This is a genomic window from Paramesorhizobium deserti, assembly GCF_001558695.1.
In the GTDB taxonomy this organism is placed as follows: Bacteria; Pseudomonadota; Alphaproteobacteria; order Rhizobiales; family Rhizobiaceae; genus Paramesorhizobium; species Paramesorhizobium deserti.
Genome location: NZ_LNTU01000001.1, coordinates 556503 through 580635 on the forward strand (window position 1 = coordinate 556503; position 24133 = coordinate 580635).

Below are 24133 nucleotides of genomic sequence, written 5' to 3' on the forward strand. Positions count from 1 at the left end.
AAAGGCCATTCTCGCGGCGAACCCTACCGAATTTTGACGTTTGCGTAAACGTCAAAATCGCGTGATGCAAAAATTCCGCATGGAGAGGCATGCGGCGGCAGGGTTTTGTATGGACGGCGCTTTGGCGCGCCGCCAAGGCGTTTCACGTTTTGATGGAATCCCTCGACCTTCAGGCCTTTCCGCACAGCCGACGCGGTAGGGAGGCGGGCACGCCCCCAACTGACGTCATCATCGGACCTGATCCGGGATCCATTCCGGACAGGCAATGCAGCGCCCGCATATCAGACGATGGATGCGGTTTCGACGGTCAGGGATGGATACTCTGATCGGGGCCGAGTATGACGGAATTGCGATGAATTGCCCCGCCGGAGCATAGAAACGCTGCTTCTCTTAAACACCGAAACGCTTTCGGGCGGACAACTGAATGAATTCAATTGCCGGGTAGCTGAGGCGTCGGCCAGCCGTGTCTGGCGCAGCGCAGGGCTATCAGGAGATCGCCGCCTGCGCCGCAAGACCCATTCGGCCGAGAATATAATCGACGACATCGCGCAATTCGGCGATCGACTCGTCGAGCGCCGTACGCTGTTGCTCCAGCCGGGTCAGTTGCCGTGTGGATTTATCCAGGACGGCCCGCATCTGACGCATATTGGAGCCTTCCGGCTCGTAGAGATCGATCAGATGCTTCAATTCGCGGAGCGTAAAGCCGACCTTGCGTCCGAACAGGACGAGGCGGAGCCGCTTGCGGTCGCTGCGCGTATAAATCCGCGTGTTTCCGGCGCGGCGCGGGCTGAGCAAGCCCTTGTCCTCATAGAAACGCAAAGTCCTCAGCGAAACGCCGAATTCGCTGGCCAGATCGCCAATGCGGAAGGTCTTGTCTTCCGGTATCTCGTGCTGCTCGTCCATGAACAGCATTATGGCAGGACCGCCCACGACGTTGTGGTCGTTCATATTGTCGTTTTCCAGTTTTGAGCTCCGGAAGGATCCTGCGCTCCCCCCCCCCTCGAACCCTCATCGAAGAAGGCTTTCGGACATAGGAAAGCACGGGGCCAGCCAAGGCTGTCATTCCCAAATCGTATCCAACATCGAAGCGCAGTTTTTCAACGTTGGCGGGTGGACGCACACGCCAACATAAATTTTTTGCACCTATCTGGCGCATAACGAAATCGTTTCGGGAATGCAAGCGCGCCTCCCAATTTATTTGGAGGCAAGAGAATATTTTCATGTGCCGGATTCAGGGGGCACACCCCACCCGTCGGGGCCGAAACAGCAGCAAGAGGAGCGGGAATATCTGTCGCCGGCCGCACCGAGACAGGAAGCCCCGCAACGCCAGATGGAAGCCACCCCGAGGATTGATAAAATCGGATTATTCTGGTTGGGCGGCGTCGGATTAACGGCTTGTTTACCACGTTTTGACAAAGGTGCTGAGGTCGGTGATCCGTATTACAGATTCTTTAGTTTTTCACGGAGGGACGGCTCGGGTCGCGCAAGGGCGTGCGGCCAGACGGACCAACCGGCAGCAGGTTCCGGCGCGCTCCCGGCAGGGGCGCTGAACGATTGCAAAGCGGGCATTTTGATGAAGAACCAGCGTTCCCCACTCGATGATCTCAACGCGCAGCGCATACGCCGGATGCCTTCGCCACTGGACGAATTGAACAGGACGCTCGAAGGACTGGAGAACAGGCTGAACGGCCTCGACGCATCGCGGACGCCCAACCGGCCCGGCGCCTATCCTTCTGAAGATGACACCCTTTCCAGATACGCGGCGATGCGCGAGCCGCATGGCGGCCATGGCCGGAAGAGCGATGCGCGGCACCGGCAGGAAGATGCCGACGGGCTCTCGATCATTGCCGGGGAGCTGAAGCAGCTCCGCGGTGAACTGCGCCAGGAAATGTCGTCGACCATGCGTCATGACATGCAGCGGCTGCGCCAGTCGGCACTGGAAGATGGATATTCGGCGCAATTGGGTGAGGAACTCTCGCGCATCTCGGAAAACATGCGCACCCTTTCCGCGCGCTCCGATAGCGAGACCGCGCACGAACTGCGCCGGGAGCTCGAAGAATTGAAACGCACGGTGCAGACGCTGGCGCGTGAGGAATCGCTGCGCCGTCTCAGCCATCGCTGGGACGAATTCGACGAGCGTTTCGACGCTTTCGAGCAGCGCCAGAGCGCCCGCGACAATGCCAGCGTTCCAGCCAGCGAAGCCCTGACTGCGCGTCTGGAGCAGATCCGCCACGCCATCGACACGCTGCCCCAGTCGCAGTCGCACTCGATCCGCAATCTCGAGGACAGGATCCAGACCCTGGCAGCCGCGATCGAAAAGATGTCGCGGCCGCAAGGTCCGGCAGTGCCGCCGCAATTCATGCAGCAGATGGACGAGCGGCTGGACGAGATCAGCCGGGCGATCCTCTCCTCCAGCCTTTCGCGCGCACCGGACCAGGACGAAACAAGGCGCCTGGAGCGCATCGAGGCGCGGCTCGCGGCCCTGGCCAGCCAGATCGAAGCCGCCGAGCACCGCGCCGCCGCGCCCGACCCCGCTTTCATCCGGGAGATCGACCGCCGTTTCGAAGAACTGGCACAGCGCCTCGACGACCAGTACGCTGCGGGAAGCGGCTATGATTTGCGGCTGATCGAAAATCTCGAAGGCAGGCTGGAGGACATCTCACAGCAGCTTTCGGTCAATGCCGCCGCGCAGGCGAGCGCCCATTCGGGCTTTCCGGGACATGAGGTCTTCCGCAACCTCGAGGCGCAGGTGGCAGAGATCGCCCGGCACCTGTCGCAACCGAGCCCGCGCGTGCCGGCACTCGAGGAGATCCAGCCGCGGCTCGATTCCATCGAGCGGTCGCTGATATCCAGCCGCGAGACCATGCTGGACGCGGCGCGGCAGGCGGCGGAAGACGCGATCCGGCATGTGATGAAAAACGGCTCGGCGGGCGACGCGGTGATTGCGCACCAGCTCGCCAGCGATCTGAAATCGCTCGAGCAGCTCACCCGCGGATCGGACGAGCGCAGTACCAGAACGTTCGAGGCCATCCACGACACGCTGATGAAGATCGTCGACCGGCTGGGGAAACTCGAGCAGGAAGTCGCGAAGCCCGGCAAAGCCACGGGCAAGCAGGGCGCGGTGGTGGAAACCGGCAAGAGCGCGATCGGCAAAGCGCCCTCGCTGCAGTTCGAGGCCGAACCCGACCTCGTGCATTCCTCCACGCCGCGTTCGCCGGCGGCGGCCGCTGCCGAAGCAGCGCTGGCCGCGATCAAGAGCGATGGGCAGACAACAACGAAGACGCCAGACGAACACGGAAGAAAGAAATCCTCCATGTTCGGCGGGCTGGCGAAGGCCGTCAAAAACCGCGGCAAGAACGATCCTGTGGCTAAGCCTGCCGCGCAGGCGAAGGCTGAGCCGAGCTTTGCATCCACGTCCAAGGGGGCGGATATCGCCGAACCGCTGGAAGCGGTCGATCCCAAGGTTGCCAATCAGCCGCTCGAGCCAGGCTCGGGCACGCCCGATCTCAACACCATCATGAAGCGGGTGCGTGACGAGCGCCGGGAACGCGGCAACGAACCCGCCGGTGAAATCGGCAAGGCGGATTTCATCATCGCGGCGCGCAGGGCCGCACAGGCGGCCGCCGCCGAATCCGAACTCCTAAAAAAGAGCGCCGAAAAGCCTGCCTCGAAGAAGCGCTCGGCGCTCGGCGGCATACTCCACCGCCAGCGCAAGCCCATCCTCATGGCAATCGGCGCGATCATGCTTGCCATGGCCGGTCTTCAGATCGGTACAGCCTTCCTTTCCCCCGGCGAGAGGGAGAATATTTTCGGCAATGCCGCCGATATGACCGATACGCCCGCCGCAGTGCCGGAGATCGACACGAACAGCACCTCCGCCGTGCCGCAGGCGGAGCCGGAGCAACCGAGCGCAGCCCAAGCACCGATGCCGGAAGCCAACGCGATGCCGCCGGCTGCACCCGCAGAGGAGCCAGCCGCGGCCATGCCTAGTTCGCCGCATGCCGAGGCTGCGCCCGAAACCCAGCCGGAGGCGCCAGCTCCGGCGGAAGCCGCCGAAAGCAATCCGCAGCCCACCATTCCCACCGTCCCGACCGAGGCCGGCTCGGCCGCGTTGCGCGAAGCGGCGGCCAATGGCGACCCAAAGGCGCTTTTCGAAATCGGCAACCGCTACACCGACGGACGCGGCGTGCAGAGCGATTACGCCAAGGCGGCGCAATGGTACGAACTCTCAGCCGCGCTGGGTTTCGCTCCGGCGCAATACCGCCTCGGCAATTTCAACGAAAAGGGCTTGGGGCTGCCGCGCGACACGGCCAAGGCCAAGACCTGGTATCAACTCGCCGCCGAGCAGGGCAATGCGAGCGCCATGCACAATCTCGCCGTGCTTTTCGCTATGGGCCCCGACGGCACGCCGGACAACGAGTCCGCCGCCCGATGGTTCGGCAAGGCGGCGGAACTCGGCGTGAAGGACAGCCAGTTCAATCTCGGTATCCTTTCCGCCAAGGGTCTCGGCACGCCGCGAAACCTCGAGGAAAGCTACAAATGGTTCGCACTCGCCGCCCTGTCGGGCGACAAGGACGCCGAGCAGAAGCGCGAAGCGGTAGCCAAGGTGCTGCAGCCGGAGCAGCTTGAGCGCGCCAAGGCGGCGGTGGAACTTTGGAAAGCAAAGCCACTCAACGAGGCTGCCAATTCCACCGACATACCGGACGCCTGGCAGGAAGAAAAGCCGGTAGCCACCGGCTCGGTGGACATGAAGAAAGCCGTGCGCAATATCCAGCTCATCCTGACCAAGAGCGGCTATGACCCGGGTGCCCCCGACGGGATGATGGGCGCCAAGACGCGCGAGGCCATTGCCGCCTTCCAGAAGGCCCATGGCCTGAAACCGACCGGCGAGGTCGACCAGCCGCTGGTGGAAGCACTTCTCAAGCAGAACGAACAGGTTTCTGCAGCAGCAAAACAATAGCGGAACGTCGAAGCGAGTCGCGGTCAGATGTGATCATTCTGCCGCACGTTGCCCTAAAATGACGGGCGGCGTGAATCCGCCATTTTTCAGACGTCATTATACGGGTAACCCTTTCCTCAATCCGGGTTTGACTTCGCCTTCGTGAGAGCGCAAGACACCTAGGGAATTCAGTACCGTCGGGGGCTCCGGCGGATCGCGTTTCGCTTGGCTTCACCGGGATCGGAATTGGGTATCTATCTCCCCATCGCGGAACTATCAGTCAACATGCTGGTCATACTCGGCATGGGGGCCGCGGTCGGCTTTCTCTCGGGGATGTTCGGTGTCAGCGGCGGCTTTCTCATCACGCCTCTCCTGATCTTCTACAACATCCCGCCGGCCGTCGCCGTCGCGACCGGGGTCAATCAGGTCATCGCCTCCTCGGTTTCCGGTGCACTCGCCCATTTCAAACGCCGGACGCTTGACATCAAGCTCGGCCTGCTTCTGGTGGTGGGGGGCCTCATCGGCTCGCTGCTTGGCATCTATCTGTTCTCGCTCTTGCGCGATCTGGGCCAGCTCGACCTGATCGTCTCGCTGCTCTACGTGCTGCTGCTCGGCACCGTCGGCACCTTGATGCTGATCGAGAGCTGGCGGGCCTTGCAGCGCGTGCGCCAGGGCCAGCCCGTTAACCTGAAGCGGCCGGGCCAGCATAACTGGATCCACCGCCTGCCGCTGAAGATGCGGTTCCGCGCGTCGAAGATCTATGTCAGCATCATACCGGTGCTCGGCATCGGCTTTTTCATCGGCGTTCTCGCCGCGATCATGGGCGTCGGCGGCGGCTTCATCATGGTGCCGGCGCTGATCTATCTCCTGCGCGTGCCGACCAATGTTGTCATCGGAACGTCGCTGTTCCAGGTCACCTTCGTCACCGCCTTCGCGACCGTCATGCAGGCCACCACCAACCACTCGGTGGATATCGTCCTTGCCATGCTGCTGATGGTCGGCGGCGTGATCGGCGCGCAATATGGCACGCGGGTCGGCCAAAGGCTTCGCGGTGAGCAGTTGCGGCTGCTCCTGGCTCTGCTGGTGCTCGCGGTCGCCTTGCGCCTGGCCTTCGACCTCTTCGTCAGGCCCGACAATATTTTTTCGATCGCCATAGCGGATGGGTGACACCGTGATCCCTCGCCGCGCCCCTTTTCTGTTCCTCCGCGCTGCACTTGCCGCAGGCACCATGCTCGCCGCCGCTTCGCCCACCCTGCCCCAGACGACACAACCGAACAAGACGCGTGAGCAACCCGCAGCGCCGACGGAAACCATCGAGATCGGCCTATCGACGGAAACCATCGCCATCACGTCGAATTTCGGGGGCACGAACCTCACCATTTTCGGCGCGCTCGACAATGCCGATCCGCTGATAAGACGGCAGGGGCGCTATGACATCATTGTCGTGCTCCAAGGGCCGGAACGCGATCTCGTGGTGCGCAAAAAGGAACGCTATCTCGGCGTCTGGGTAAACGCGGAATCCCAAACTTTCCTCGGCGTGCCGCTTTCCTATTCGCTGGCCTCGACCCGCAGTCTCCAGGACATCGCGGATCCGAAGATCTTTCGCCAGCTCTCCATCGGTGTCGACAATTTCTATCTCGCACCGGAAGCCGCCGATAAATCCGACGCCAATATCCCGGAGTTCGGCAAGGAGCTGCGCGAGATCAAGATGCGCCAGGGGCTCTACAGCCAGCGCATCGGCGACGTGGAATTCATCTCGCCTACGCTGTTCCGCGCCACGCTCTCGCTGCCGACGAATGTCCCCGTGGGGCGGCACAGGGCGCGGGCGCTCCTCTTCCGTAGCGGAACTTTCGTGCGGGAGGCCAATACCAGCCTGCAGATCGTCAAGGCCGGCCTCGAATACCGGATCTATGAGGCTGCGCAGAATTACAGCCTACTCTACGGTCTTTTCGCCGTTTTCCTCGCCGTTCTCACCGGCTGGTTCGGGCGGCTGCTATTCAGGAAGGATTAGGGCGGTTCACATCAATAGAAAGGTCGGCGGGACAGCGTTTCAATTTTCACCCCGGAAACAGCATCCGCCGTCCGATCGTGTAAACCCGATCCGCGCCCAGCATGAAAGCCAATAACTGTTCCTCGGCGAAGAGCCCGCGGAACGCCCGGTCGAGCACGTTGAGCGCGCCGGTGTAAGCGCCGAAGGCGGGCATGATCAGCCGTTCGCCGTCGCTCGCAAAGCAGGAGCGGCGCACGGAGCGTCCACGGCGGACGATCTTTGCCGCCGGGTGCAGGTGCCCGGCGATCTCGCCCGGCGCGCTGCCCGATTGCGGCTCATGACGGAAGACAAGTGGCCCGAGCGCCAGCTCGCCGGCGACATCGCCCGGCAGATGAACCGGCCGATGCGGATCATGATTGCCCGTGATCCATATCCACTCGCGCCCGGCCATCAGCCCGCGCAGGCGTATTGCATAGAGAGCCGGCAGGCGGGCCGAGGCTTCCGGATCATGGAAACTGTCACCGAGGCTGATCACCGTTGCAGGGTGATAGCGAGCGATGACAGCGGCCAAAAGGTCGAGCGTGACGCCGGTATCATAGGGCGGCAGCAGCATGCCGCGCCGCGCAAAGGAGGAGCCCTTCTCCATATGAAGGTCGGAAACCGCGAGCAGCCGCATCTCGGGAAAATAGAGCGCGCCCGCCGGGTCGCAGACAGCCTCGACGCCGGCGATGACGGTCTTGACCGTGCCGCCATGGGGCTCCCCGAGCCGATGGTCTCCCGAATGCATCGCTAAAGTCATTTCTCTCCCATCACTTCACGGATCAGCTCGTCGGCTGCTTCAGCCAGGAGCACGTCATTAGCCTCACCGGCAACGGACTCCTTGCCGATATCGAGCATCACCGGCAGAGAAAGTGGCGAAATCTGCTCCAAATTCTTGTGCACGATTCGCCCCTTGATGCGCGAGAGCATATCGGCCAGGCGGCGAATGTCGAGAAGACCGGTTGCGGCATCGGCGCGCGTAGCCTGCAGGAGGATATGGTCCGGTTCGTGGGTGCGCAGCACGTCGTAGATCAGATCGGTCGAAACCGTCACCTGACGGCCGGTCTTCTCCTGACCGGGATGACGCCTCTCGATCAACCCTGAGATCACCGCGCAATTGCGGAAGGTACGCTTCAAGAGATAACTCTCGTCGAGCCAAGCTTCGAGGTCATCACCGAGCATATCCTCATCGAACAATGCCCCAAGGGGCAGTTCGCCGGTGCGGAACATCCGCCCCATATCGCGCAGGGCCCAGACGCCGATGGAATAATCCGTGGCAACGAAGCCGAGCGGCCGCGCCTTTGCCCGCTCCAGCCGCCGCGTCAGCAGCATGCCGAGCGTCTGGTGGGCCAGCCTGCCCTCGAACGGATAGGCCACCATGTAATAGCGGTTGCCGCGCGGAAAGGTCTCGACCAGAAGCTCGCCCGCCTTGGGCAGAATGGATTTCTGCCGCTGGATCTCCAGCCATTCATGCACCTGATCCGGCAGTGCACCCCAGCGGGCGGGATCGGCCAGGATGGCGCGGACCTCGCCCGCCAGATAGGTGGAAAGCGGGAATTTGCCGCCGGCATAGACCGGGACTTTTGCATCCTGTCCGGCGGCGTTGGAGGCGATGCATTCGTTATCGCGGATGCCCTCGAAGCGCAGCACCTTGCCGGCAAAGAGGAAGGTATCGCCCGGGGCCATGGTTTCGAGGAAATATTCCTCGATCTTGCCGAGGACGCGGCCGCCATAGGCCTTGCCGCGCCCGGATCTGGTCAGGCGCACGTTCAGTTCCGGCGCTTCGACGATAGTGCCGATGTTGAGCCTATATTGCTGCGCGATGCGCGGATGGCTGACGCGCCATGTGCCGTCCGCGGTCTTGCGGATTTTGGCGAAGCGCTCATAGCTTTTCAGCGCATAGCCCCCGGTCGCCACGAAATCGAGGATATGGTCGAAGGTCTCGCGCGGCAGAGCGGCATAGGGTGCGGCGGTGCGGATTTCCGCATAGAGCATATCGGCGTTGAACGGCGCGGCGCAGGCCATTCCCAGCACATGCTGCGCCAGCACGTCGAGCGCTCCTTCGATAAGCGGCGGCGTGTCCTGCGCGCCCAGGTAATTGGCATCGAGCGCGGCGCGGCACTCCATCACCTCGAAGCGGTTGGCGGGCACGAGAATGGCGCGGCTCGGCTCGTCCATGCGGTGATTGGCGCGGCCGATGCGCTGGGCAAGACGGCTTGCGCCCTTCGGCGCGCCGACATGGATGACCAGATCGACATCGCCCCAATCGATACCGAGATCCAGTGTTGAGGTGGCGACCACGGCTCGGAGGGTGTTTCCGGCCATGGCCTGCTCGACCTTGCGGCGCTGACCGGCATCGAGCGAGCCGTGGTGGAGGGCGATGGGGAGCGTATCCTCATTGATGCGCCAGAGTTCCTGGAACAGCATCTCCGCCTGGCTGCGGGTATTGACAAAGAGCAGGGTCGTGCGGTGGGCACGGATCGCCTCGTAGATATCGGGCAGCGCATAGCGGGCCGAATGCCCCGCCCAAGGGATGTGCTCAGCAGATTCAAGGATGGAAATCTCCGGTTTCGCCCCTCCCTCGACGGTGATTACCCCTGCCATACCTCCGGTTTCCCCCTGTCCGACCAGCCAGCGGCGCAATTCGTCCGGCTCGGCGACCGTCGCCGACAGGCCGATGGTCTGCAGATTGGGCTGCAATTGCCGGAGCCGCGCCAGCCCCAGCGACAGGAGATGGCCGCGCTTGGAAATGACCAGCGAGTGAAGCTCGTCCAGCACGACATAGCGAAGATCGGCAAAGAAGCGCTCCGCATCCCTGGAGGCGATCAGGAGAGCCAGTTGCTCAGGCGTCGTCAGCAGGATGTCCGGCGGGGCCAGTTTCTGGCGCTGTCGCTTGTGCGCAGGGGTGTCGCCGGTGCGGGTTTCGATGGTGATGGGGAGTTGCATCTCCTCGACGGGGATGCCGAGATTGCGATGGATATCGACCGCCAACGCCTTCAGGGGCGAGATATAGAGCGTGTGGATGCCCCGTGACGCCATACCCGGTTTTCGTTTCGTCCGTCTTGTCAGATCGACCAGCGAAGGCAGGAAGCCAGCCAGCGTCTTGCCTGCCCCTGTCGGTGCGATCAAGAGCATAGAGCGGCCCTGCTCGGCCTCGGCCAAAAGTTCGAGCTGATGCGGACGCGGCCGCCATCCCTTCGCGCGGAACCATTCCAGGAACGGCTCCGGCAGGGGGAATGTCATCTCGGTGGTTTCGGGCTTCGCGTTCAGGGTCACGCGACGAAACTAATGCGCCGCCGCGCCGCCGCCAAGCAGTTTGTTCACTTTTGTTCTCGTTTTTGGTGCAGCCTCAGTTCGGCCGCTCCTCCAGCGCGATTGGCTCGTCATGACCGCCTGCAACCGCAAGGGGGGCAGCGCGGCGGGCGACGGTTACGATGCCTGTCAGCGGCTCACCACGATCATAACGGATCACGACCTTGCTCATTTCGAGCGGCTCGAAGCCATGGCACTCAAGAAGGCGACGGATATAGGAGGCGGAATGGGTGAAGCGCAGCGAGGGCTGCAGGACGAGTTCGTCTTCGGTCTCATGTGTTTCGGTCGAAAAGGCGAACAGGCCCCCCGGCTCCAGCATCGCCGCGATATTGGCGAAGGCGCGGTCGAGATTGCCGACATAAATGAACACATCGGCCGCGACCACGAGGTCGACCGGAACTTCGGGCTTTTCCAGCAGGTTGACGTCGCCTCTCGCGAGGCGATCATAGATGCGCTTCTCCTGGGCTTTGCGCAGCATGGCATCGGAGAGATCGATGCCTTCGAGAAAGCTCGCCGAGCGGCGCAGCCTCTCCCCCATCAGGCCGGTGCCGCAGCCTAGATCGACGGCGTGGCGATAGCGGCGGTCGCCTCCCGCCCGGATGATCGCCTCGGCGAGGAACTCGGGAACGCGATAGTCGAGCTTGCCGATAAGCGCCGTCTCGAAGGTGGGCGCATAGGCATCGAAGAGGCTTTCGACATAAGCCGTCGGCGGCGCATCAGGCTGGGCCGTCAGGCCGACGCTCGCAAGTTTCAGGCTCGCGCCGAACCGATCGTCGGCATCGGCGCGCAACACGCCGCGCCAGGCTTCGTCTGCGGCCTCCAGCCGGCCCGCCTTCTCCTCCATCTCGCCCAAACGAAATAGCCCCGGCACCCAGTCCGGTACGATTTCCAGCGCCTGGCGCATCACGTCGGCCGCGGCGGCATGATCTCCCGCCTCGAACATCATTTCGGCATAATGGGCACGGCGATCGGCAATCAGATCGCCTGAGGAAAGGAATGCGCGCGTCATGGGGAACCGGACTGCGGGTTGAAGTGCGCGGGATATGATCTTCCGCCCCGGATTTTGCAAGAGGTTTCAGGAGACTCATCGCGAAACCTTTCCCCGGCCGCTTCTCCTCTCTATCTTCATGCAATGCGCCCAGAGGAACTGCTTCGTCCCACACCGCAAGGCCTCTGCTGCCCGCCAGGCGATTTCCATATCGATCCGGTGCGGCCGGTGGAGCGCGCCCTCATCACCCACGGCCACGCCGACCACGCGCGGGCGGGCCATGGTCATGTGCTGGCCACGCAGGAAACCCTCGATATCATGCGGCTGCGCTATGGCGAGGATTTTGCCGGGTCGACACAGGCCGTCACCTTCGGCGAGACCGTTACCATCAACGGCCTCACGGTTCGCTTTCATCCGGCGGGGCATGTGCTGGGTTCCGCCCAGATCGCGGTTGAGCAAAACGGCATGCGGATCGTCGTTTCGGGCGATTACAAGCGCCAGGCGGACCCGACCTGCCAAGGCTTCGAACCCGTCGCCTGCGATGTGTTCATCACCGAGGCGACCTTTGCCCTGCCGGTCTTCCGCCATCCGGACGCGGCGCATGAAATCGCACTGCTGCTCAAATCGGTGGCGCAGTTTCCAGAGCGCAGCCATATCGTCGGCGCCTATGCGCTCGGCAAGGCGCAGCGCGTGATCAGCCTCATCCGGCAGGCGGGTTACGATAAACCGATCTATATTCATGGCGCATTGCAGAAGCTCTGCGACTATTATCAATCCCAAGGCATCGATCTCGGCGATCTGCAACCGGCGACGCTGGAAGAAGGCGACTCCCGCGATTTCGCCGGGGCCATCGTTGTTGGGCCGCCATCGGCTTTCGTGGACCGCTGGGCGCGGCGTTTTCCCGATCCGCTCGCCTGCTTCGCCTCGGGCTGGATGCGCATCCGCCAGAGGGCCAAGCAACAGGGTGTCGAGCTGCCGCTCATCATCTCCGACCATTGCGACTGGGACGAGTTGACGGACACGATCCGCGAGATCGCGCCTGATGAAGTCTGGGTAACGCATGGACGCGAGGAGGCGCTTGTGCGCTGGTGCACGCTTGCAGGAATTCCGGCCCGGCCCCTGCATCTCGTTGGCTATGAGGACGAGGGAGATTAAGGGTGGAGGGGTTTGCCGAACTGCTCGACCGGCTGGTGCTTACGCCGCAGCGCAACGGCAAGATTAAACTGCTTGCCGATTATTTCCGCGAGACGCCCGATCCCGAGCGCGGTTTTGCGCTGGCCGCCATAACACGGGACCTCGATCTTGCCAGCGTCAAGCCGGCTATGCTGCGCGCGCTGGTCGCCGAGCGGGTCGATCCAGAGCTTTTCGCCTATTCCTATGACTATGTGGGCGATCTCGCCGAGACCATTTCGCTGATCTGGCCCGCGCCCGAACAGCGGCGCGCGAACCGACCGCCCATGCTTTCCGAAATCGTCGAGACACTGTCGCAGACGTCGCGGCGGGAGGGGCCGCTGCTGGTTGCCCGCTGGCTCGATGATCTCGATGCATCAGGACGCTACGCGCTTTTGAAGCTCGTCACCGGAGGCCTGCGCATCGGCGTTTCCGCCCGGCTCGCCAAGCAGGCGCTCGCCGATTTCGGACGGGTGGACGTGACGGAGATCGAGGAACTCTGGCACGGGCTGAAGCCGCCCTATGAAACGCTTTTCGCCTGGCTAGAAGGGCGAGGCACCAGGCCGACCAGCCTGGCGGCAGCGCCCTTCCGCCCCGTTATGCTGGCGACGGCGCTGGACGAGGCGGACTTCCCGAAGCTCGACGCCGCCGATTATGCCGCCGAATGGAAATGGGACGGCATCCGCGTGCAGGCGGTCGCGGAGGACGGCATGCGACGTATCTATTCGCGCACAGGCGACGACATCTCCCACGCCTTTCCCGATATTCTGGACGCCATGGATTTCGAAGGCGCCATCGACGGCGAGCTTCTGGTCGGACGCCTTGGCGAGAATGGCATCGTCGCCGGCACGTTCGGAGACCTGCAACAGCGGCTCAACCGTAAGATAGTGACCGCTAAACAACTTTCGGACTACCCGGCATTCGTGCGCGCATATGACCTTTTGCAGGAGGGCAACCAGGAGATGGGGGAGGATCTGCGCCCCCTGCCCTTCAGTGAAAGGCGCAAGCGCCTGGACGCTTTCGTCGAGGATCTCGATCCCCAGCGGTTTGATCTCTCGCCTTTGGTTGCATTCAGCAGCTTCGAGGAGTTGGCGGCGTTTCGCAGCGCACCGCCGCATCCGATCATCGAAGGATTAATGCTGAAGCGCCATGACAGCCCCTATGTTCCAGGCCGTCCCAAGGGGCCATGGTTCAAATGGAAGCGCGATCCCTTCACGGTGGATGCCGTGATTGTCTATGCCCAGCGCGGACATGGCAAGCGATCGAGCTATTATTCGGATTTCACCTTCGCGGTCTGGACAGGGCCGGAGGATGATCCTTCCCTCGTGCCCGTCGGCAAGGCCTATTTCGGGTTCACCGACGAGGAATTGCGGCTGCTCGACCGCTTCGTCCGCGAGAACACGACGGAGCGCTTCGGCCCGGTACGCGCGGTGCGGGCAGAGCCCGATCACGGGCTGGTGGTGGAGGTGGCCTTCGAAGGACTCAACCGCTCGACGCGGCACAAATCCGGCGTGGCGATGCGCTTTCCACGGTTTTCAAGGCTGCGCTGGGACAAGCCGCCGCGCGAGGCGGACCGGCTCGAGGCGCTGGAGAAGCTGCTGATTGGATAGGTTATCGTCATTCTCGGACCTGTCCCGAGAATGACGGCGGCGCGGAAGCAGTAAGCACCGGAGCTACTGAGCGACGCTCACCCTTATCCCATAAATATCGACGATCTTGCCGGCACCTGAGATATCGCTGTTGATGGTGATGGTGCCACCGGCATCCGGCTGTTTACCCGCAGGAAACTCCACATCGAACAGGAAATCGTTGCTGGCATCGGTGACGTCGTAACGCTTGCGCCCGCAATCGCCCAATGCGCCGAAATCGCAGCTGACCGACATCTGGGTCGGCTTGCCGTCATCGCTCCTGGCGATGATATCGAACGTCGCCTTCTTCCCGGCGATCTCGTCCAGAACACCCTGGCCGACGTCGAAGACGATCTCGTCATCCGGCCCAGTGGATTTCACCCGCGCGAAGCTCTGCGATCGTTCGCTGGTGATTTCCGCCGTCGCGCTGCCATGGACCGACATCTGCGTCGGATCGGAAGGGGTGAAGATGGTGATCCAGTTCATGTCTCCGGCCTCCTCGCCCTCCTTGGCGGGGGCGCCGTTGGAGAGCGTGCGGCCCAGATTTGGACGGCTTATATCGGTGAAACTGTTGAACAGCGACCAGCCGATGAACGCGAACACGAGAAGGATGAGCGTCGGCAGCACGTAGGAAAGGAAGGGTGAACGAGGTTTGTCTTCCCGGTCCCGGCGTGTGGCTCCGCCCTCATATCCGAGGTCAGCGCCCCTCGCCTTCTTGCCGGCGGGGCGCACATCGTCCCGGTCGAGCGTCGGCTCCTCCATGGCGGCCGTCCTCGACGTGGCGGAGGCCACCGGGCGACCATTGCGATGCGGCTCCGCCGAAATATCGAGGGAGGGATCGGCGCTCGGGCCTTCCGTATTGACGGCCTGCTGCGCGGGACGAAACTCCGTCTCGATGCGGGATATCGTCGCCTTCAGGCGATCGCGCCGCCCGGCCTTCTGCTCCTCGCTCAGGCCGGCATTTGCCGCAAGCGCATGCTCATGCGCGCTCCAGGCCGATTCGTAGATCCGCTGGCGCGTGGCGGGATTGGCGGCATCGCCTTTGGCGAATGCATTGCGTATCGCGCGTTCTATGCCTTCCAAATCTCGGTCTTCCTCTGTTTCGAACCCGCGCCCTCGCGAGAAGGGTGACATGATAGACTAAAGCAGGACGACGTCATGCTCTAGAGGAATTGAACGGTTAATCAAGCATTTACACTTTATCCGACCGAACCGGAGGGCCGTCTGGCGCCTTCAATCAAGGTTTTTTCCCTGCCCGGTCGACGGCTTTTGCCAAAACTTCCGTTTACGGAAACGTCAAAATCCTGCATAGGTTTGTTCAAGATAGAGCGGAATGCGGGCGGAAGCCGCTTGTGCTTTTCCTCATTCCGCTCCACCCAGCATGGCAATGGGAGGACTATATGGCATTACCCGATATTTTGAAAAGCAGGCTGCGCATTCCCGTCGTCGGTGCGCCGCTGTTCATCATCTCCCATCCCGCACTGGTCCTGGCGCAGTGCAAGGCCGGTATCGTCGGCTCCTTTCCGGCCCTCAATGCACGGCCCGAAGCCCAGCTTGACGAATGGCTGGCCGAAATCACCGAAACGCTCAGCGCGCATGATGCGAAACATCCGGAAAGCCCGGCCGCCCCTTTCGCCGTCAACCAGATCGTCCATCGCTCGAACAAGCGGCTGGAGCATGATCTCGGGCTCTGTGTGAAATACAAGGTGCCGATCGTCATTTCCTCGCTCGGCGCCGTTCCCGAGGTTAATGCGGCGATCCATTCCTATGGCGGCATCGTGCTGCACGACGTCATCAACAATCGCCACGCCAATTCGGCCATCCGCAAGGGCGCCGACGGGCTGATCGCCGTTGCGGCGGGCGCAGGCGGCCACGCCGGTACGCTCTCGCCCTTCGCGCTCGTCCAGGAAATCCGCGAATGGTTCGATGGGCCGCTGCTCTTGTCAGGAGCGATCGCCAGCGGGCGCTCGATCCTCGCCGCCCAGGCGATGGGCGCCGATCTCGCCTATATCGGCTCGCCCTTCATTGCGACGCGGGAGGCCCGCGCCGTCGAGGAATACAAGCAGATGATCGTCGAATCGGCTGCTTCCGATATCGTCTATTCCAACTATTTCACGGGTATCCATGGCAATTATCTGAAACCCTCGATCGCGGCCGCCGGCATGGACCCGGACCATCTTCCCGAAGCCGATCCTTCCAAGATGGATTTCGCCAGCGCTGTCAGCGGCGCCAAGGCCTGGAAGGACATCTGGGGTTGCGGACAGGGCATCGCCGCGGTGAAGGAAATTTTGCCAACGGGCGCGCTCGTCGCGCGTCTGGAGAAGGAGTACCTGACGGCAAAAGCCGATCTGTGCGGCAAGTGACCATCCGTTTCACCTAGCGGGACAGGACCGGCCACACTGCATCGGTTTCACCTTGCACAATGTGGCAAATCTCTTGATTTGCGCACTTGCTTTTCCAGGCCGAGTTCTGTATCAGCGCTTCCAATCGGTCGGGACGTTTTCCGGCCGGTCATTTGTCTTGGTCGACAAAATCGGGGAAGCTTTTCCCTTGCCGCTTTAGCTCAGTTGGTAGAGCACATCATTCGTAATGATGGGGTCGCGTGTTCGAGTCACGCAAGCGGCACCACTTCCCGATGGTCCAGTTCCTCCGCCATTGCCTTCACGCATAGGTTTCCACATTTGCGATGCCAATGTGTTTGACAAGCTGCGGCACGTCTTCCCTTGCCTTCCCGCGGGAAAAGGACGAATTTGACAATATCGTCGGCAGGTTCCGATCCCCGGTCGCCGGTCGCAAAACTCCAAGAGGAATCAATTGACAGTCGATATCATCGTGAAAGACAGCAACGGCACGCAGCTGAATGACGGGGACTCCGTCACCCTCATCAAGGATTTGAAGGTGAAGGGCACGTCGCAGACGCTCAAGCGCGGCACTCTCGTCAAGAACATCCATCTGACCGGCAATCCCGGCGAGATCGAATGCAACACCAAACAGGTCAAGGGGCTGGTGCTGAAAACCGAGTTCCTGAAGAAGGCATGAGCAAGAAGATCACCAGGGATAATCTGTTCAAGCCGACGCGCTCTGAAAGCAAGAGCGCGGCGACCGACCATGCCGCTCGCGACATCCTGGAAAGCGAAACGGCGCAGCGCGAAGCCAAGACGGCAAGACTCAGGGAAGCGAGACTGGCAAAGGAAGCGGCCGAGCGCGAGGAAGCGCTCGCCGAACCAGCGGGAAAGGCTCCGAGAAAGAAAAAACGGACAAAGCCGGAATAGCGACCGGAGGGGACGACATGGCGGACACCTCCGCTCATGAACCGCCATACGGGTGAAATATTACGCAAGAAATTGCCCGACTATCTGCCAAAAAATTTCTCTTTTTTATTGGGATCGATCAAGCGACCCGACTCATACAGTATGCGAACGCGGCTGGACCTGAGTGCCCAGCTGAAGGCCCGGCGCTACTGCCCCCCATTACCCAGCGCCGGGCCTCTTTTACAGCGCCATGCATCTGTTAGGGCACAAAGGGCGCTTTAGCCTTCGAATGATCATCCCTGCAGAGCTTTGTCGCATGAAAGGTGAGACGGTATCGTTGAAACGCCGACGCATCGTTCGAGGCGCCGATGCGCCCCAAATAGCGCCTGTTTTATCGGGCCCGAAAATCCGTAATCGTTTTCGGTATAAATGATATATAATTTCAATGGCTTACGATACCATTTGCGCACCGTTCGGACCACACGGCGGCGTAGGAACGAGGCTTTCATATACTCGCTGTGGTAGCAACTTATTGGAGTAGCGCGCCGGCCGTGACTCATCCATGATTGCTCCATGGTCGGATCCGAACTCCGGCACACCATTCGACTGGCGCCAAGCTGTCCAGCCGGGGGTTTGAAAGATTTCTTCTGCGTCCCTGGCCATTCCCGCGGTGCCGATACCCGCGAAACCGGACAGATGCCGCCGTTCCAGATTGTGGAGGTCTGCATGCCTGAGAAAGAAAACCATTGGAATGTCGATACCGTTTCTCCCCCGCAGATAGACGGCGGTCCCGCGGACCTGCTCGCTGACGAGAGAAAGCAAGTGCTCGGCTTCCGCTTTGTCTACGGGCTCGCTCCCCAGGAACCGGTGGTTCAGATATGTCTGCAGGATCGGAATTCCAAATCCCAGACGTTCCACATATCACTGCCGGACGCGATGTATCTTCTTGGTGCCCTTCAGCATGTCCAGCAGGAGACAGAAGCCGAGATCCCTTCCGAACCCCCAGTTCTGGCAGAGTAATTTCATTCCTGCCGTCATAGCAGCCAATATATGAGAGCGGCCGCCGCCGCTCTGTAGCCGCCAATTTCCTTTATGCTTGCTGTCCACTATAGCATCGGCCTGAAAATCGGAATCGATTTTCAGGCCGATGCGTAGATTCAATAACTTACAGCGCCCTTTGCGCGTCCTAACGGACGCACGGCGCTGTAGGCCGCAGGCCGATTTTGCATGCGCTATCGCCTTAGATCATCCATCCGAAGCAGCGCCCGTTTTTGCCCGGAAGCGCCCGGGCTTCAATCCGAAATGGAAGGGCGCGCGGCTGCAGGTCAACGCCACCAATCTCCTCGACGAGGACGACGATGTCTGCACCAATGGCTATTGCTATGTGGATCAGGGACGCACCGTCATCGCCAGCATGCGATATCGCTGGTAGATAGAGGTCCATGTCAAGCAAGCCCGACAGCGGAAGCCCCCCCGTCTCCCCTCGCCTGACCCGCCGCGCCTTGCTGGGCGGAGGGCTCACCATGCTCCTTCAACCAGAGGGGGCGCGGGCTGCCGGTAAGGCCAAGCGCATCGTCTCGCTTGATTATGGCCTGGCGCAGACAATGATCGCGCTGGGAGAGCCGCCTATCGCGATTCCCGCAGTGCCGGACTGGAAAACATGGGTGCTGGAGCCGCCGCTGCCCGCCGGCGTCGCCAATCTCGGCAGCATGCTGGAAATCAATATGGAAGTTCTCCAGCAACTCGAACCTGACCTGATCCTCACGACGCCCTATCTCGAGGCATCGCGGCATCTGTTCGAGCGCGTGGCCCCGGTCGAGGTCCTGCCTGTCCATGCGACGGGCACACCGCCCTGGCCGCATATCCTTGCGGCGACGCGGCGGATCGGCACTCTCCTGGAACGGGAAAGCGAGGCGGAACGGCTGATCGCCCAATCGGAAGAGACGATCGTGCAAGCAGGCGCCCGGAGCGGCCGGCTGCGTGACATGCCCTGCTTCTTCGTCAATTTCTATGATCTCTACCATGTCCGCGTCTATGGCAGGAACAGCCTCTACCAGGATGTGCTCGACCGTATGGGCATCGCCAATGCGTGGCAGGGCGAAACCAATGCCTGGGGCTTTTCGCTGATCGGGATCGAGGATCTGGATATCGGCGGGGATGCGGAGATGTTCTATTTCGATCCCGTGCCGCCCGATGTTCTGGCCGCGCTGGGACGAAGTCCGCTCTGGCAGAACATGCCTTTCGTGCGCTCCGGACAGGTCGCGCATTTTCCGACAGTGCTGATGTTCGGTACGTTGCCTTCTGCAACCCGTATCGCGACGTTACTCGCCGATTTCGGGAGCAATGATGGCTTCTGATCGTTCTGTGAAGGGTGCGGCTCTCGTCTCTCTGTCGATGTTTTTGCCCGCCCTTCTCGGGATGTTGCTGCTCATCCTGTGGCAGGTGCCGGCGGAGCGGCTTTATGCAGCGCTCTTTGCTCCCGATATCGCCATGGTCGGCGAGCTTCGCGTCCATTACAGCCTGATGCCGCGCCTTGCGGTGTGCCTTGCCTCGGGCACAGCGCTCGGACTTTCAGGAGCGGTTCTGCAGCAGGTGCTGCAGAACCCACTGGCATCGCCCTCCACGCTCGGCATCTCCGCCGGAGCGCAGCTTGCGCTGTCCATCGCCATCCTTTTCTTTCCCGGTCTGATCGGATGGAGCCGGGATGCGGTGGCGCTCAGCGGCGGGATGATCGCGGTGTTCCTGGTGTTCGCCTTTTCCTGGCGTCAGCAATTTGCGCCGTTCACGGTGATCCTCTCCGGCTTGATCATCGGTCTCTTGTTTGCCGCCGTCTCCGCCGCGCTGGTGCTGCACAATGAGCGCTATCTCGCCGGGCTGTTTCTGTGGGGCAGCGGCGTGCTCAAGCAATATGACTGGGAAGCGGCCCGGGCACTCTTGCCGCGCCTCGCCGTCCTGACCCTTCTGGTCGTGCTGATGATGCGCCCACTGATCCTGCTGGGGCTGGAAGACGGCGCCTCGGCACTCGGCGTGAATGTGCTTGTTGTCCGCATTGCCGGCCTCACATTGGCTGCAGCACTCGCCGGAGTGGTCACTGCGCAGGTGGGCGTCATCGGCTTTATCGGGCTCGCCGGGCCGGCGCTTGCCCGATCGCTCGGGGCGGACCATTTCAAGCGGCAGCTTTTCTGGTCTCCAGTGCTCGGAGCCGCCCTTTTGCTGATCACCGACGTCGCTGTTCAGCTTCTCGATGCGGTGACGAATATCTCCTTGCCCACCGGCGCGGTAACGGCCCTCCTGGGCGCGCCGGTTCTACTCTGGCTGCTGCCGCGGTTGCGGATGATCAACAAGCCGGCGCTTTCATCCCCAACGGCCGGGCATCATCGCGTCCGCCATCCCGCACTTCTGCTCACGCTCCTTTTTGCGCTGGCGCTGGCCGCGCTCTGGCTTTCGCTCTCGTTCGGCCGCGCGCCTGACGGAAGCTGGCAGTTCGTACGGGGCGATATGTTCGAGGCGCTTCTGCCCTGGCGGCTTCCCCGCTCGGCGGCGGCATTTGCCGCTGGCACGATGCTGGCGATAAGCGGCACCATCCTGCAACGCTTCACCGGCAATGCGATGGCGAGTCCGGAAATCCTGGGGGTGAGCGCAGGCGCCGGCCTTGGCATCGTTGCGGCGCTCTTTCTACTTTCGGCCCCGTCCTATCTGGCCCTGACCGGCGCCGCCGCACTCGGCTCGCTCTTCGTCCTCATCCTGCTTCTCGGCATCATTCTCAGCGGCAGGACCTCGCTCAACCAGATCCTGCTTGCCGGCGTTGCGCTCAGCGCGCTGCTTTCCTCCGTCTTCGCCATCCTGATGGCGACGGGCGATCCGCGCATGATGCAGCTCTTCACCTGGATGACGGGATCGACCCATGGGATCACACCTGCCCCCGCAATAAGCGCGGGCATCTGCGCCGTCATCGTCCTGCTGCTGGCGCCGCTGTTTTCCCGCTGGCTCGACATCCTGCCGCTCGGACGGGATACCGCACAGGAACTCGGCATCGGCCTGAAGCTCAGCACCTTGACACTGCTCGGTTTCACAGCGTTTGCGACGGCGGCCGCCACACTGGTCACCGGGCCATTGACCTTCGTCGGGCTGATGGCGCCGCATCTTGCCCGCCAGTGCGGTTTCGCGCGCGCCCTGCCGCAAATGGTCGGTGCGGCTCTTTTGGGCGGGACGATGATGCTCTTTGCCGATTGGCTCGGACGTGTGGTCGACTTCCCCTGGCAGGTCCCGTCCGGTCTCGTCGCCACGTTGATTACCAGCCCGCTTCTCCTCTGGCTGCTTTCGCGGCGCTGATACACCCTATCAAAGAGGGCGGGAGTTCGGTTATCCTGCGTGGAACGAGGAGATTACCAAGATGACCAAAGCGCAGATCGTTGGATGGGCGCATTCGCCCTTCGGCAAATCCGAGCTCGAGAATACCGAACAGCTGATGGCGGCGGTCGCGACGCCGGCGCTTGAACACGCGGGCCTGGCGGCTGAAGATGTGGACGGCATCTTCGTCGGCGTCATGAACAACGGCTTTTCCAAGCAGGATTTCCAGGGCGCGCTCGTGGCGATGAACAATGAAGCGCTCGCCCATGTACCGGCCGTGCGACTGGAAAATGCCTGCGCCACCGGATCCGCTGCACTCTATAGCGCGATGGACTTTATCGAGGCGGGGCGCGGCCGCATCGCGCTCGTCGTCGGCGCGGAAAAGATGACGGCGACGCCGACGGCTGAGGTGGGCGACATCCTGCTCGGCGCCAGCTACCGCAAGGAAGAGGCTGACGTGGAAGGCGGCTTCGCGGGCCTGTTCGGCCGCATCGCGCAAGCCTATTTCCAACGCTATGGCGACCGCTCGGAAGAGCTCGCGATGATCGCGGCGAAGAACCACAAGAACGGCATGGCCAACCCTTATGCGCATATGCGCAAGGATTTCGGCTTCGAATTCTGCAACACCGTCTCGGAGAAGAACCCTTATGTCGCGGCGCCGCTGCGCCGTACCGACTGCTCGCTGGTTTCCGATGGTGCGGCGGCGCTTGTCATCGCCGATGAAGAAACCGCCGCAGGGCTCGCGCGTGCGATCGGCTTCCGCGCCCGCAGTCAGGCAAATGACCTCCTCGCGATGAGCCGGCGGGATGTGCTCGCCTTCGAAGGTGCGCGTCGCGCCTGGGCGGACGCACTGTCGGATGCAGGGGCGAGCCTCGATGACCTCTCCTTCGTGGAGACGCATGACTGCTTCACCATCGCAGAGCTGATCGAATATGAGGCGATGGGCCTCGCCAAGCCTGGCGAGGCCCATCGCGTCGTCCGCGAGGGCGTGACGAACAAGGATGGCAGGCTCCCGGTCAATCCTTCCGGCGGGCTGAAGGCCAAGGGCCATCCGATCGGCGCGACAGGGGTGTCGATGCACGTCATGGCGGCGATGCAGCTAATGGGCGAAGCGGGCGACATGCAGATCAAGGACGCCGATCTCGCCGGAATTTTCAACATGGGCGGGGCGGCGGTCGCCAATTACGTCTCCATCCTGGAGCGCGTCAGATAATGGCGGTAACGACTTCGTTATGATCGCAGCCGCTGGGTTCCGCCAGCGGTCAAACTTTCCTAAAACATCCCCGCACGTCAGAATCAAACGCGGGGATGCTGATGCTGAAATCCACCGTACTTACCATCGCATTGATGGGCTTGGCGGGCTCTGCCCTTGCCGCCGATCATTCCGTCATTCGGCGGCAGATCGCGAAGCTCGATCCGCAGACCCGCCTGGAGCAGCGATGCAACGGGCGCGCCATCGGCCGCATCGCACGCGAGAACAAAGGCATGTGGCCGGAGGAGGTCGTCGCCTACGCATTCGCCGATACGACCAAGAGCGCGCACGCCATGAAGGCGCCCGGCGCCGCCTTCCGCAGCAAGGGCAAGTGGTATCATCTCTCCTATAAATGCCATACGACGGACGATAACATGTCCATCATCTCCTTCGACTACAAGATCGGCGCGGTCGTGCCGCTCAGCGAATGGAGTGAGCATTATCTGGTGCCTTAGGGCCAATGGACATTCAGGCGATTGCGGGCAGCAAGACGCCCCTTGAAAATGGGGCGTAAATTTTTGCTCGCCTAAGACTTTTTCAAAACATACAGTCTTGCAGAAAGTGATTCGCGCAATCGTCCATTTCGGTGCGGCTCATATTTCAGTGGGGACATTCATGCTTACAAAAAAGCTTTTGCAAGCAGTCACGTCGGTTGCGATCCTATCAACCTTTTCCGCACTCACTCCAGCATCAGCCGAAGACTTATCCGGAGCGGGCTATTTCGGGCAGGTCGGCAAATATTCCGACAAGCAGGAAATCCGCTTTGGGGTCATGGCCTATGACCGCGGCCTGTTTTCGACGGACGATTTCAGCGGAGCGGTGATCAACGGCGAATTTCTGTTCAAGTCGCCCGAATTCCTGGAAGGCATCGGCTCGCCGCGCCCCTATATCGGTTTCGACGCCGCCATTGCCGACGATCCGATCCATTTCTTCTATACGGGCCTCAACTGGGATTTCCAGCTGACCGAGAAATTCTATCTCACGACCAGTCTGGGCGGCGCGATCACGACGGCTAACGACCTTCACAATCCCACCACCTACAAGGCGCTGGGATGCCGCGTGCTCTTCCATGCCGGTGTCGGCCTTGGATATGATTTCAGCGATCAATGGACCGCCCAGCTCTACGCCGACCACTTCTCGAACGCCAATCTTTGCGACGAGAACAATGGCGCCGAAGCGGCAGGTATCCGCCTCGGCTACCGGTTCTAAAGCGG

20 protein-coding genes and 1 tRNA gene are annotated in these 24133 nt (G+C 61.9%); 16 read left to right on the forward strand and 5 right to left on the reverse strand.

What is annotated here, in order from left to right:
- Positions 1-486: 486 nt before the first annotated feature.
- Entirely contained in the window at positions 487-948 is a 462-nt protein-coding gene (locus ATN84_RS02625) for a MerR family transcriptional regulator (RefSeq protein WP_342027656.1), read from the reverse strand.
- 625 nt (positions 949-1573) lie between these two features.
- On the opposite strand from ATN84_RS02625, the gene ATN84_RS02630 reads away from it, so the two are divergent.
- From ATN84_RS02630 to ATN84_RS02640, 3 genes are all read left to right on the forward strand, one after another.
- Complete coding sequence (locus tag ATN84_RS02630; RefSeq protein ID WP_082766057.1) at positions 1574-4960, forward strand: peptidoglycan-binding protein; 3387 nt, start codon at positions 1574-1576, stop codon at positions 4958-4960.
- Between the two features lie 264 nt (positions 4961-5224).
- Positions 5225-6106 (forward strand): sulfite exporter TauE/SafE family protein, encoded by an 882-nt coding sequence (locus ATN84_RS02635; protein WP_201026326.1) that lies wholly within the window; start codon positions 5225-5227, stop codon positions 6104-6106.
- Positions 6107-6110: 4 nt separating this feature from the next.
- On the forward strand, positions 6111-6950 hold the full coding sequence (locus ATN84_RS02640) for a TIGR02186 family protein (RefSeq protein ID WP_342027657.1): 840 nt from the start codon (positions 6111-6113) through the stop codon (positions 6948-6950).
- A gap of 46 nt (positions 6951-6996) precedes the next feature.
- Here the strand turns inward: ATN84_RS02640 and pdeM are convergent, their stop codons facing one another.
- From pdeM to ATN84_RS02655, 3 genes are all read right to left on the reverse strand, one after another.
- On the reverse strand, positions 6997-7716 hold the full coding sequence (gene pdeM / locus ATN84_RS02645; RefSeq protein WP_068879965.1) for a ligase-associated DNA damage response endonuclease PdeM: 720 nt from the start codon (positions 7714-7716) through the stop codon (positions 6997-6999).
- A gap of 8 nt (positions 7717-7724) precedes the next feature.
- Positions 7725-10244: a ligase-associated DNA damage response DEXH box helicase gene (locus ATN84_RS02650; RefSeq protein ID WP_068879966.1), complete on the reverse strand. Its 2520-nt coding sequence runs from the start codon at positions 10242-10244 to the stop codon at positions 7725-7727.
- A gap of 73 nt (positions 10245-10317) precedes the next feature.
- A complete protein-coding gene (locus ATN84_RS02655; protein WP_068879967.1) occupies positions 10318-11289 on the reverse strand; it encodes a class I SAM-dependent DNA methyltransferase in 972 nt (323 codons plus the stop codon).
- A gap of 123 nt (positions 11290-11412) precedes the next feature.
- Here ATN84_RS02655 and ATN84_RS02660 point away from each other — a divergent pair, with 123 nt between their 5' ends.
- Positions 11413-12423 carry a ligase-associated DNA damage response exonuclease gene (locus tag ATN84_RS02660; protein WP_068879968.1) on the forward strand — a complete coding sequence of 337 codons (1011 nt, stop codon included), beginning with the start codon at positions 11413-11415 and terminating at the stop codon, positions 12421-12423.
- 2 nt (positions 12424-12425) lie between these two features.
- Positions 12426-14048 (forward strand): cisplatin damage response ATP-dependent DNA ligase, encoded by a 1623-nt coding sequence (locus ATN84_RS02665; protein ID WP_068879969.1) that lies wholly within the window; start codon positions 12426-12428, stop codon positions 14046-14048.
- Between the two features lie 63 nt (positions 14049-14111).
- Here the strand turns inward: ATN84_RS02665 and ATN84_RS02670 are convergent, their stop codons facing one another.
- The gene (locus ATN84_RS02670; RefSeq protein ID WP_068879970.1) at positions 14112-15149 is read right to left on the reverse strand and encodes a hypothetical protein; all 1038 of its coding nucleotides are present in this window, start codon (positions 15147-15149) and stop codon (positions 14112-14114) included.
- A gap of 317 nt (positions 15150-15466) precedes the next feature.
- Between ATN84_RS02670 and ATN84_RS02675 the strand changes: the two genes are divergently transcribed.
- From ATN84_RS02675 to ATN84_RS02725, 11 genes are all read left to right on the forward strand, one after another.
- Positions 15467-16429 (forward strand): NAD(P)H-dependent flavin oxidoreductase, encoded by a 963-nt coding sequence (locus tag ATN84_RS02675; protein ID WP_068879971.1) that lies wholly within the window; start codon positions 15467-15469, stop codon positions 16427-16429.
- A gap of 189 nt (positions 16430-16618) precedes the next feature.
- Positions 16619-16694 (forward strand) — tRNA-Thr (locus ATN84_RS02680).
- A 186-nt stretch (positions 16695-16880) separates the two neighbouring features.
- Positions 16881-17105 (forward strand): alkylphosphonate utilization protein, encoded by a 225-nt coding sequence (locus tag ATN84_RS02685; protein WP_068879972.1) that lies wholly within the window; start codon positions 16881-16883, stop codon positions 17103-17105.
- Positions 17102-17338, forward strand: a complete 237-nt coding sequence (locus tag ATN84_RS02690; protein WP_068879973.1) for a hypothetical protein — start codon at positions 17102-17104, stop codon at positions 17336-17338. The genes ATN84_RS02685 and ATN84_RS02690 overlap by 4 nt, the downstream gene beginning before the upstream one ends.
- Before the next feature lie 552 nt (positions 17339-17890).
- Positions 17891-18337, forward strand: a complete 447-nt coding sequence (locus tag ATN84_RS02695) for a hypothetical protein (RefSeq protein ID WP_153020071.1) — start codon at positions 17891-17893, stop codon at positions 18335-18337.
- Positions 18338-18464: 127 nt separating this feature from the next.
- Positions 18465-18749 (forward strand): hypothetical protein, encoded by a 285-nt coding sequence (locus ATN84_RS28060; protein WP_153020072.1) that lies wholly within the window; start codon positions 18465-18467, stop codon positions 18747-18749.
- A 91-nt stretch (positions 18750-18840) separates the two neighbouring features.
- Positions 18841-19674, forward strand: coding sequence for an ABC transporter substrate-binding protein (locus ATN84_RS02705; protein ID WP_068879976.1), 834 nt, complete (start codon positions 18841-18843; stop codon positions 19672-19674).
- Positions 19664-21649 (forward strand): Fe(3+)-hydroxamate ABC transporter permease FhuB, encoded by a 1986-nt coding sequence (gene fhuB, locus ATN84_RS02710; protein WP_068879977.1) that lies wholly within the window; start codon positions 19664-19666, stop codon positions 21647-21649. Before ATN84_RS02705 ends, fhuB begins: the two co-directional genes overlap by 11 nt.
- 61 nt (positions 21650-21710) lie before the next feature.
- On the forward strand, positions 21711-22880 hold the full coding sequence (locus ATN84_RS02715; protein WP_068879978.1) for an acetyl-CoA acetyltransferase: 1170 nt from the start codon (positions 21711-21713) through the stop codon (positions 22878-22880).
- Positions 22881-22981: 101 nt separating this feature from the next.
- Positions 22982-23374 carry a DUF930 domain-containing protein gene (locus ATN84_RS02720; protein WP_244490967.1) on the forward strand — a complete coding sequence of 131 codons (393 nt, stop codon included), beginning with the start codon at positions 22982-22984 and terminating at the stop codon, positions 23372-23374.
- A gap of 160 nt (positions 23375-23534) precedes the next feature.
- Positions 23535-24128: an acyloxyacyl hydrolase gene (locus ATN84_RS02725; protein WP_153020074.1), complete on the forward strand. Its 594-nt coding sequence runs from the start codon at positions 23535-23537 to the stop codon at positions 24126-24128.
- The last annotated feature ends 5 nt before the right edge of the window (positions 24129-24133 follow it).

Coding starts and splice junctions, on each gene's coding strand:
- ATN84_RS02625 (WP_342027656.1), bottom strand. CDS start 948: ATGAACGACCACAACGTCGTGGGCGGTCCTGCCATAATGCTGTTCATG.
- ATN84_RS02655 (WP_068879967.1), bottom strand. CDS start 11,289: ATGACGCGCGCATTCCTTTCCTCAGGCGATCTGATTGCCGATCGCCGT.
- ATN84_RS02695 (WP_153020071.1), top strand. CDS start 17,891: ATGGTCGGATCCGAACTCCGGCACACCATTCGACTGGCGCCAAGCTGT.
- ATN84_RS02715 (WP_068879978.1), top strand. CDS start 21,711: ATGACCAAAGCGCAGATCGTTGGATGGGCGCATTCGCCCTTCGGCAAA.
- ATN84_RS02690 (WP_068879973.1), top strand. CDS start 17,102: ATGAGCAAGAAGATCACCAGGGATAATCTGTTCAAGCCGACGCGCTCT.
- fhuB (WP_068879977.1), top strand. CDS start 19,664: ATGGCTTCTGATCGTTCTGTGAAGGGTGCGGCTCTCGTCTCTCTGTCG.
- ATN84_RS02725 (WP_153020074.1), top strand. CDS start 23,535: ATGCTTACAAAAAAGCTTTTGCAAGCAGTCACGTCGGTTGCGATCCTA.
- ATN84_RS02630 (WP_082766057.1), top strand. CDS start 1,574: ATGAAGAACCAGCGTTCCCCACTCGATGATCTCAACGCGCAGCGCATA.
- ATN84_RS28060 (WP_153020072.1), top strand. CDS start 18,465: ATGCGTAGATTCAATAACTTACAGCGCCCTTTGCGCGTCCTAACGGAC.
- pdeM (WP_068879965.1), bottom strand. CDS start 7,716: ATGCATTCGGGAGACCATCGGCTCGGGGAGCCCCATGGCGGCACGGTC.
- ATN84_RS02720 (WP_244490967.1), top strand. CDS start 22,982: ATGCTGAAATCCACCGTACTTACCATCGCATTGATGGGCTTGGCGGGC.
- ATN84_RS02660 (WP_068879968.1), top strand. CDS start 11,413: ATGCGCCCAGAGGAACTGCTTCGTCCCACACCGCAAGGCCTCTGCTGC.
- ATN84_RS02705 (WP_068879976.1), top strand. CDS start 18,841: ATGCTCCTTCAACCAGAGGGGGCGCGGGCTGCCGGTAAGGCCAAGCGC.
- ATN84_RS02675 (WP_068879971.1), top strand. CDS start 15,467: ATGGCATTACCCGATATTTTGAAAAGCAGGCTGCGCATTCCCGTCGTC.
- ATN84_RS02635 (WP_201026326.1), top strand. CDS start 5,225: ATGCTGGTCATACTCGGCATGGGGGCCGCGGTCGGCTTTCTCTCGGGG.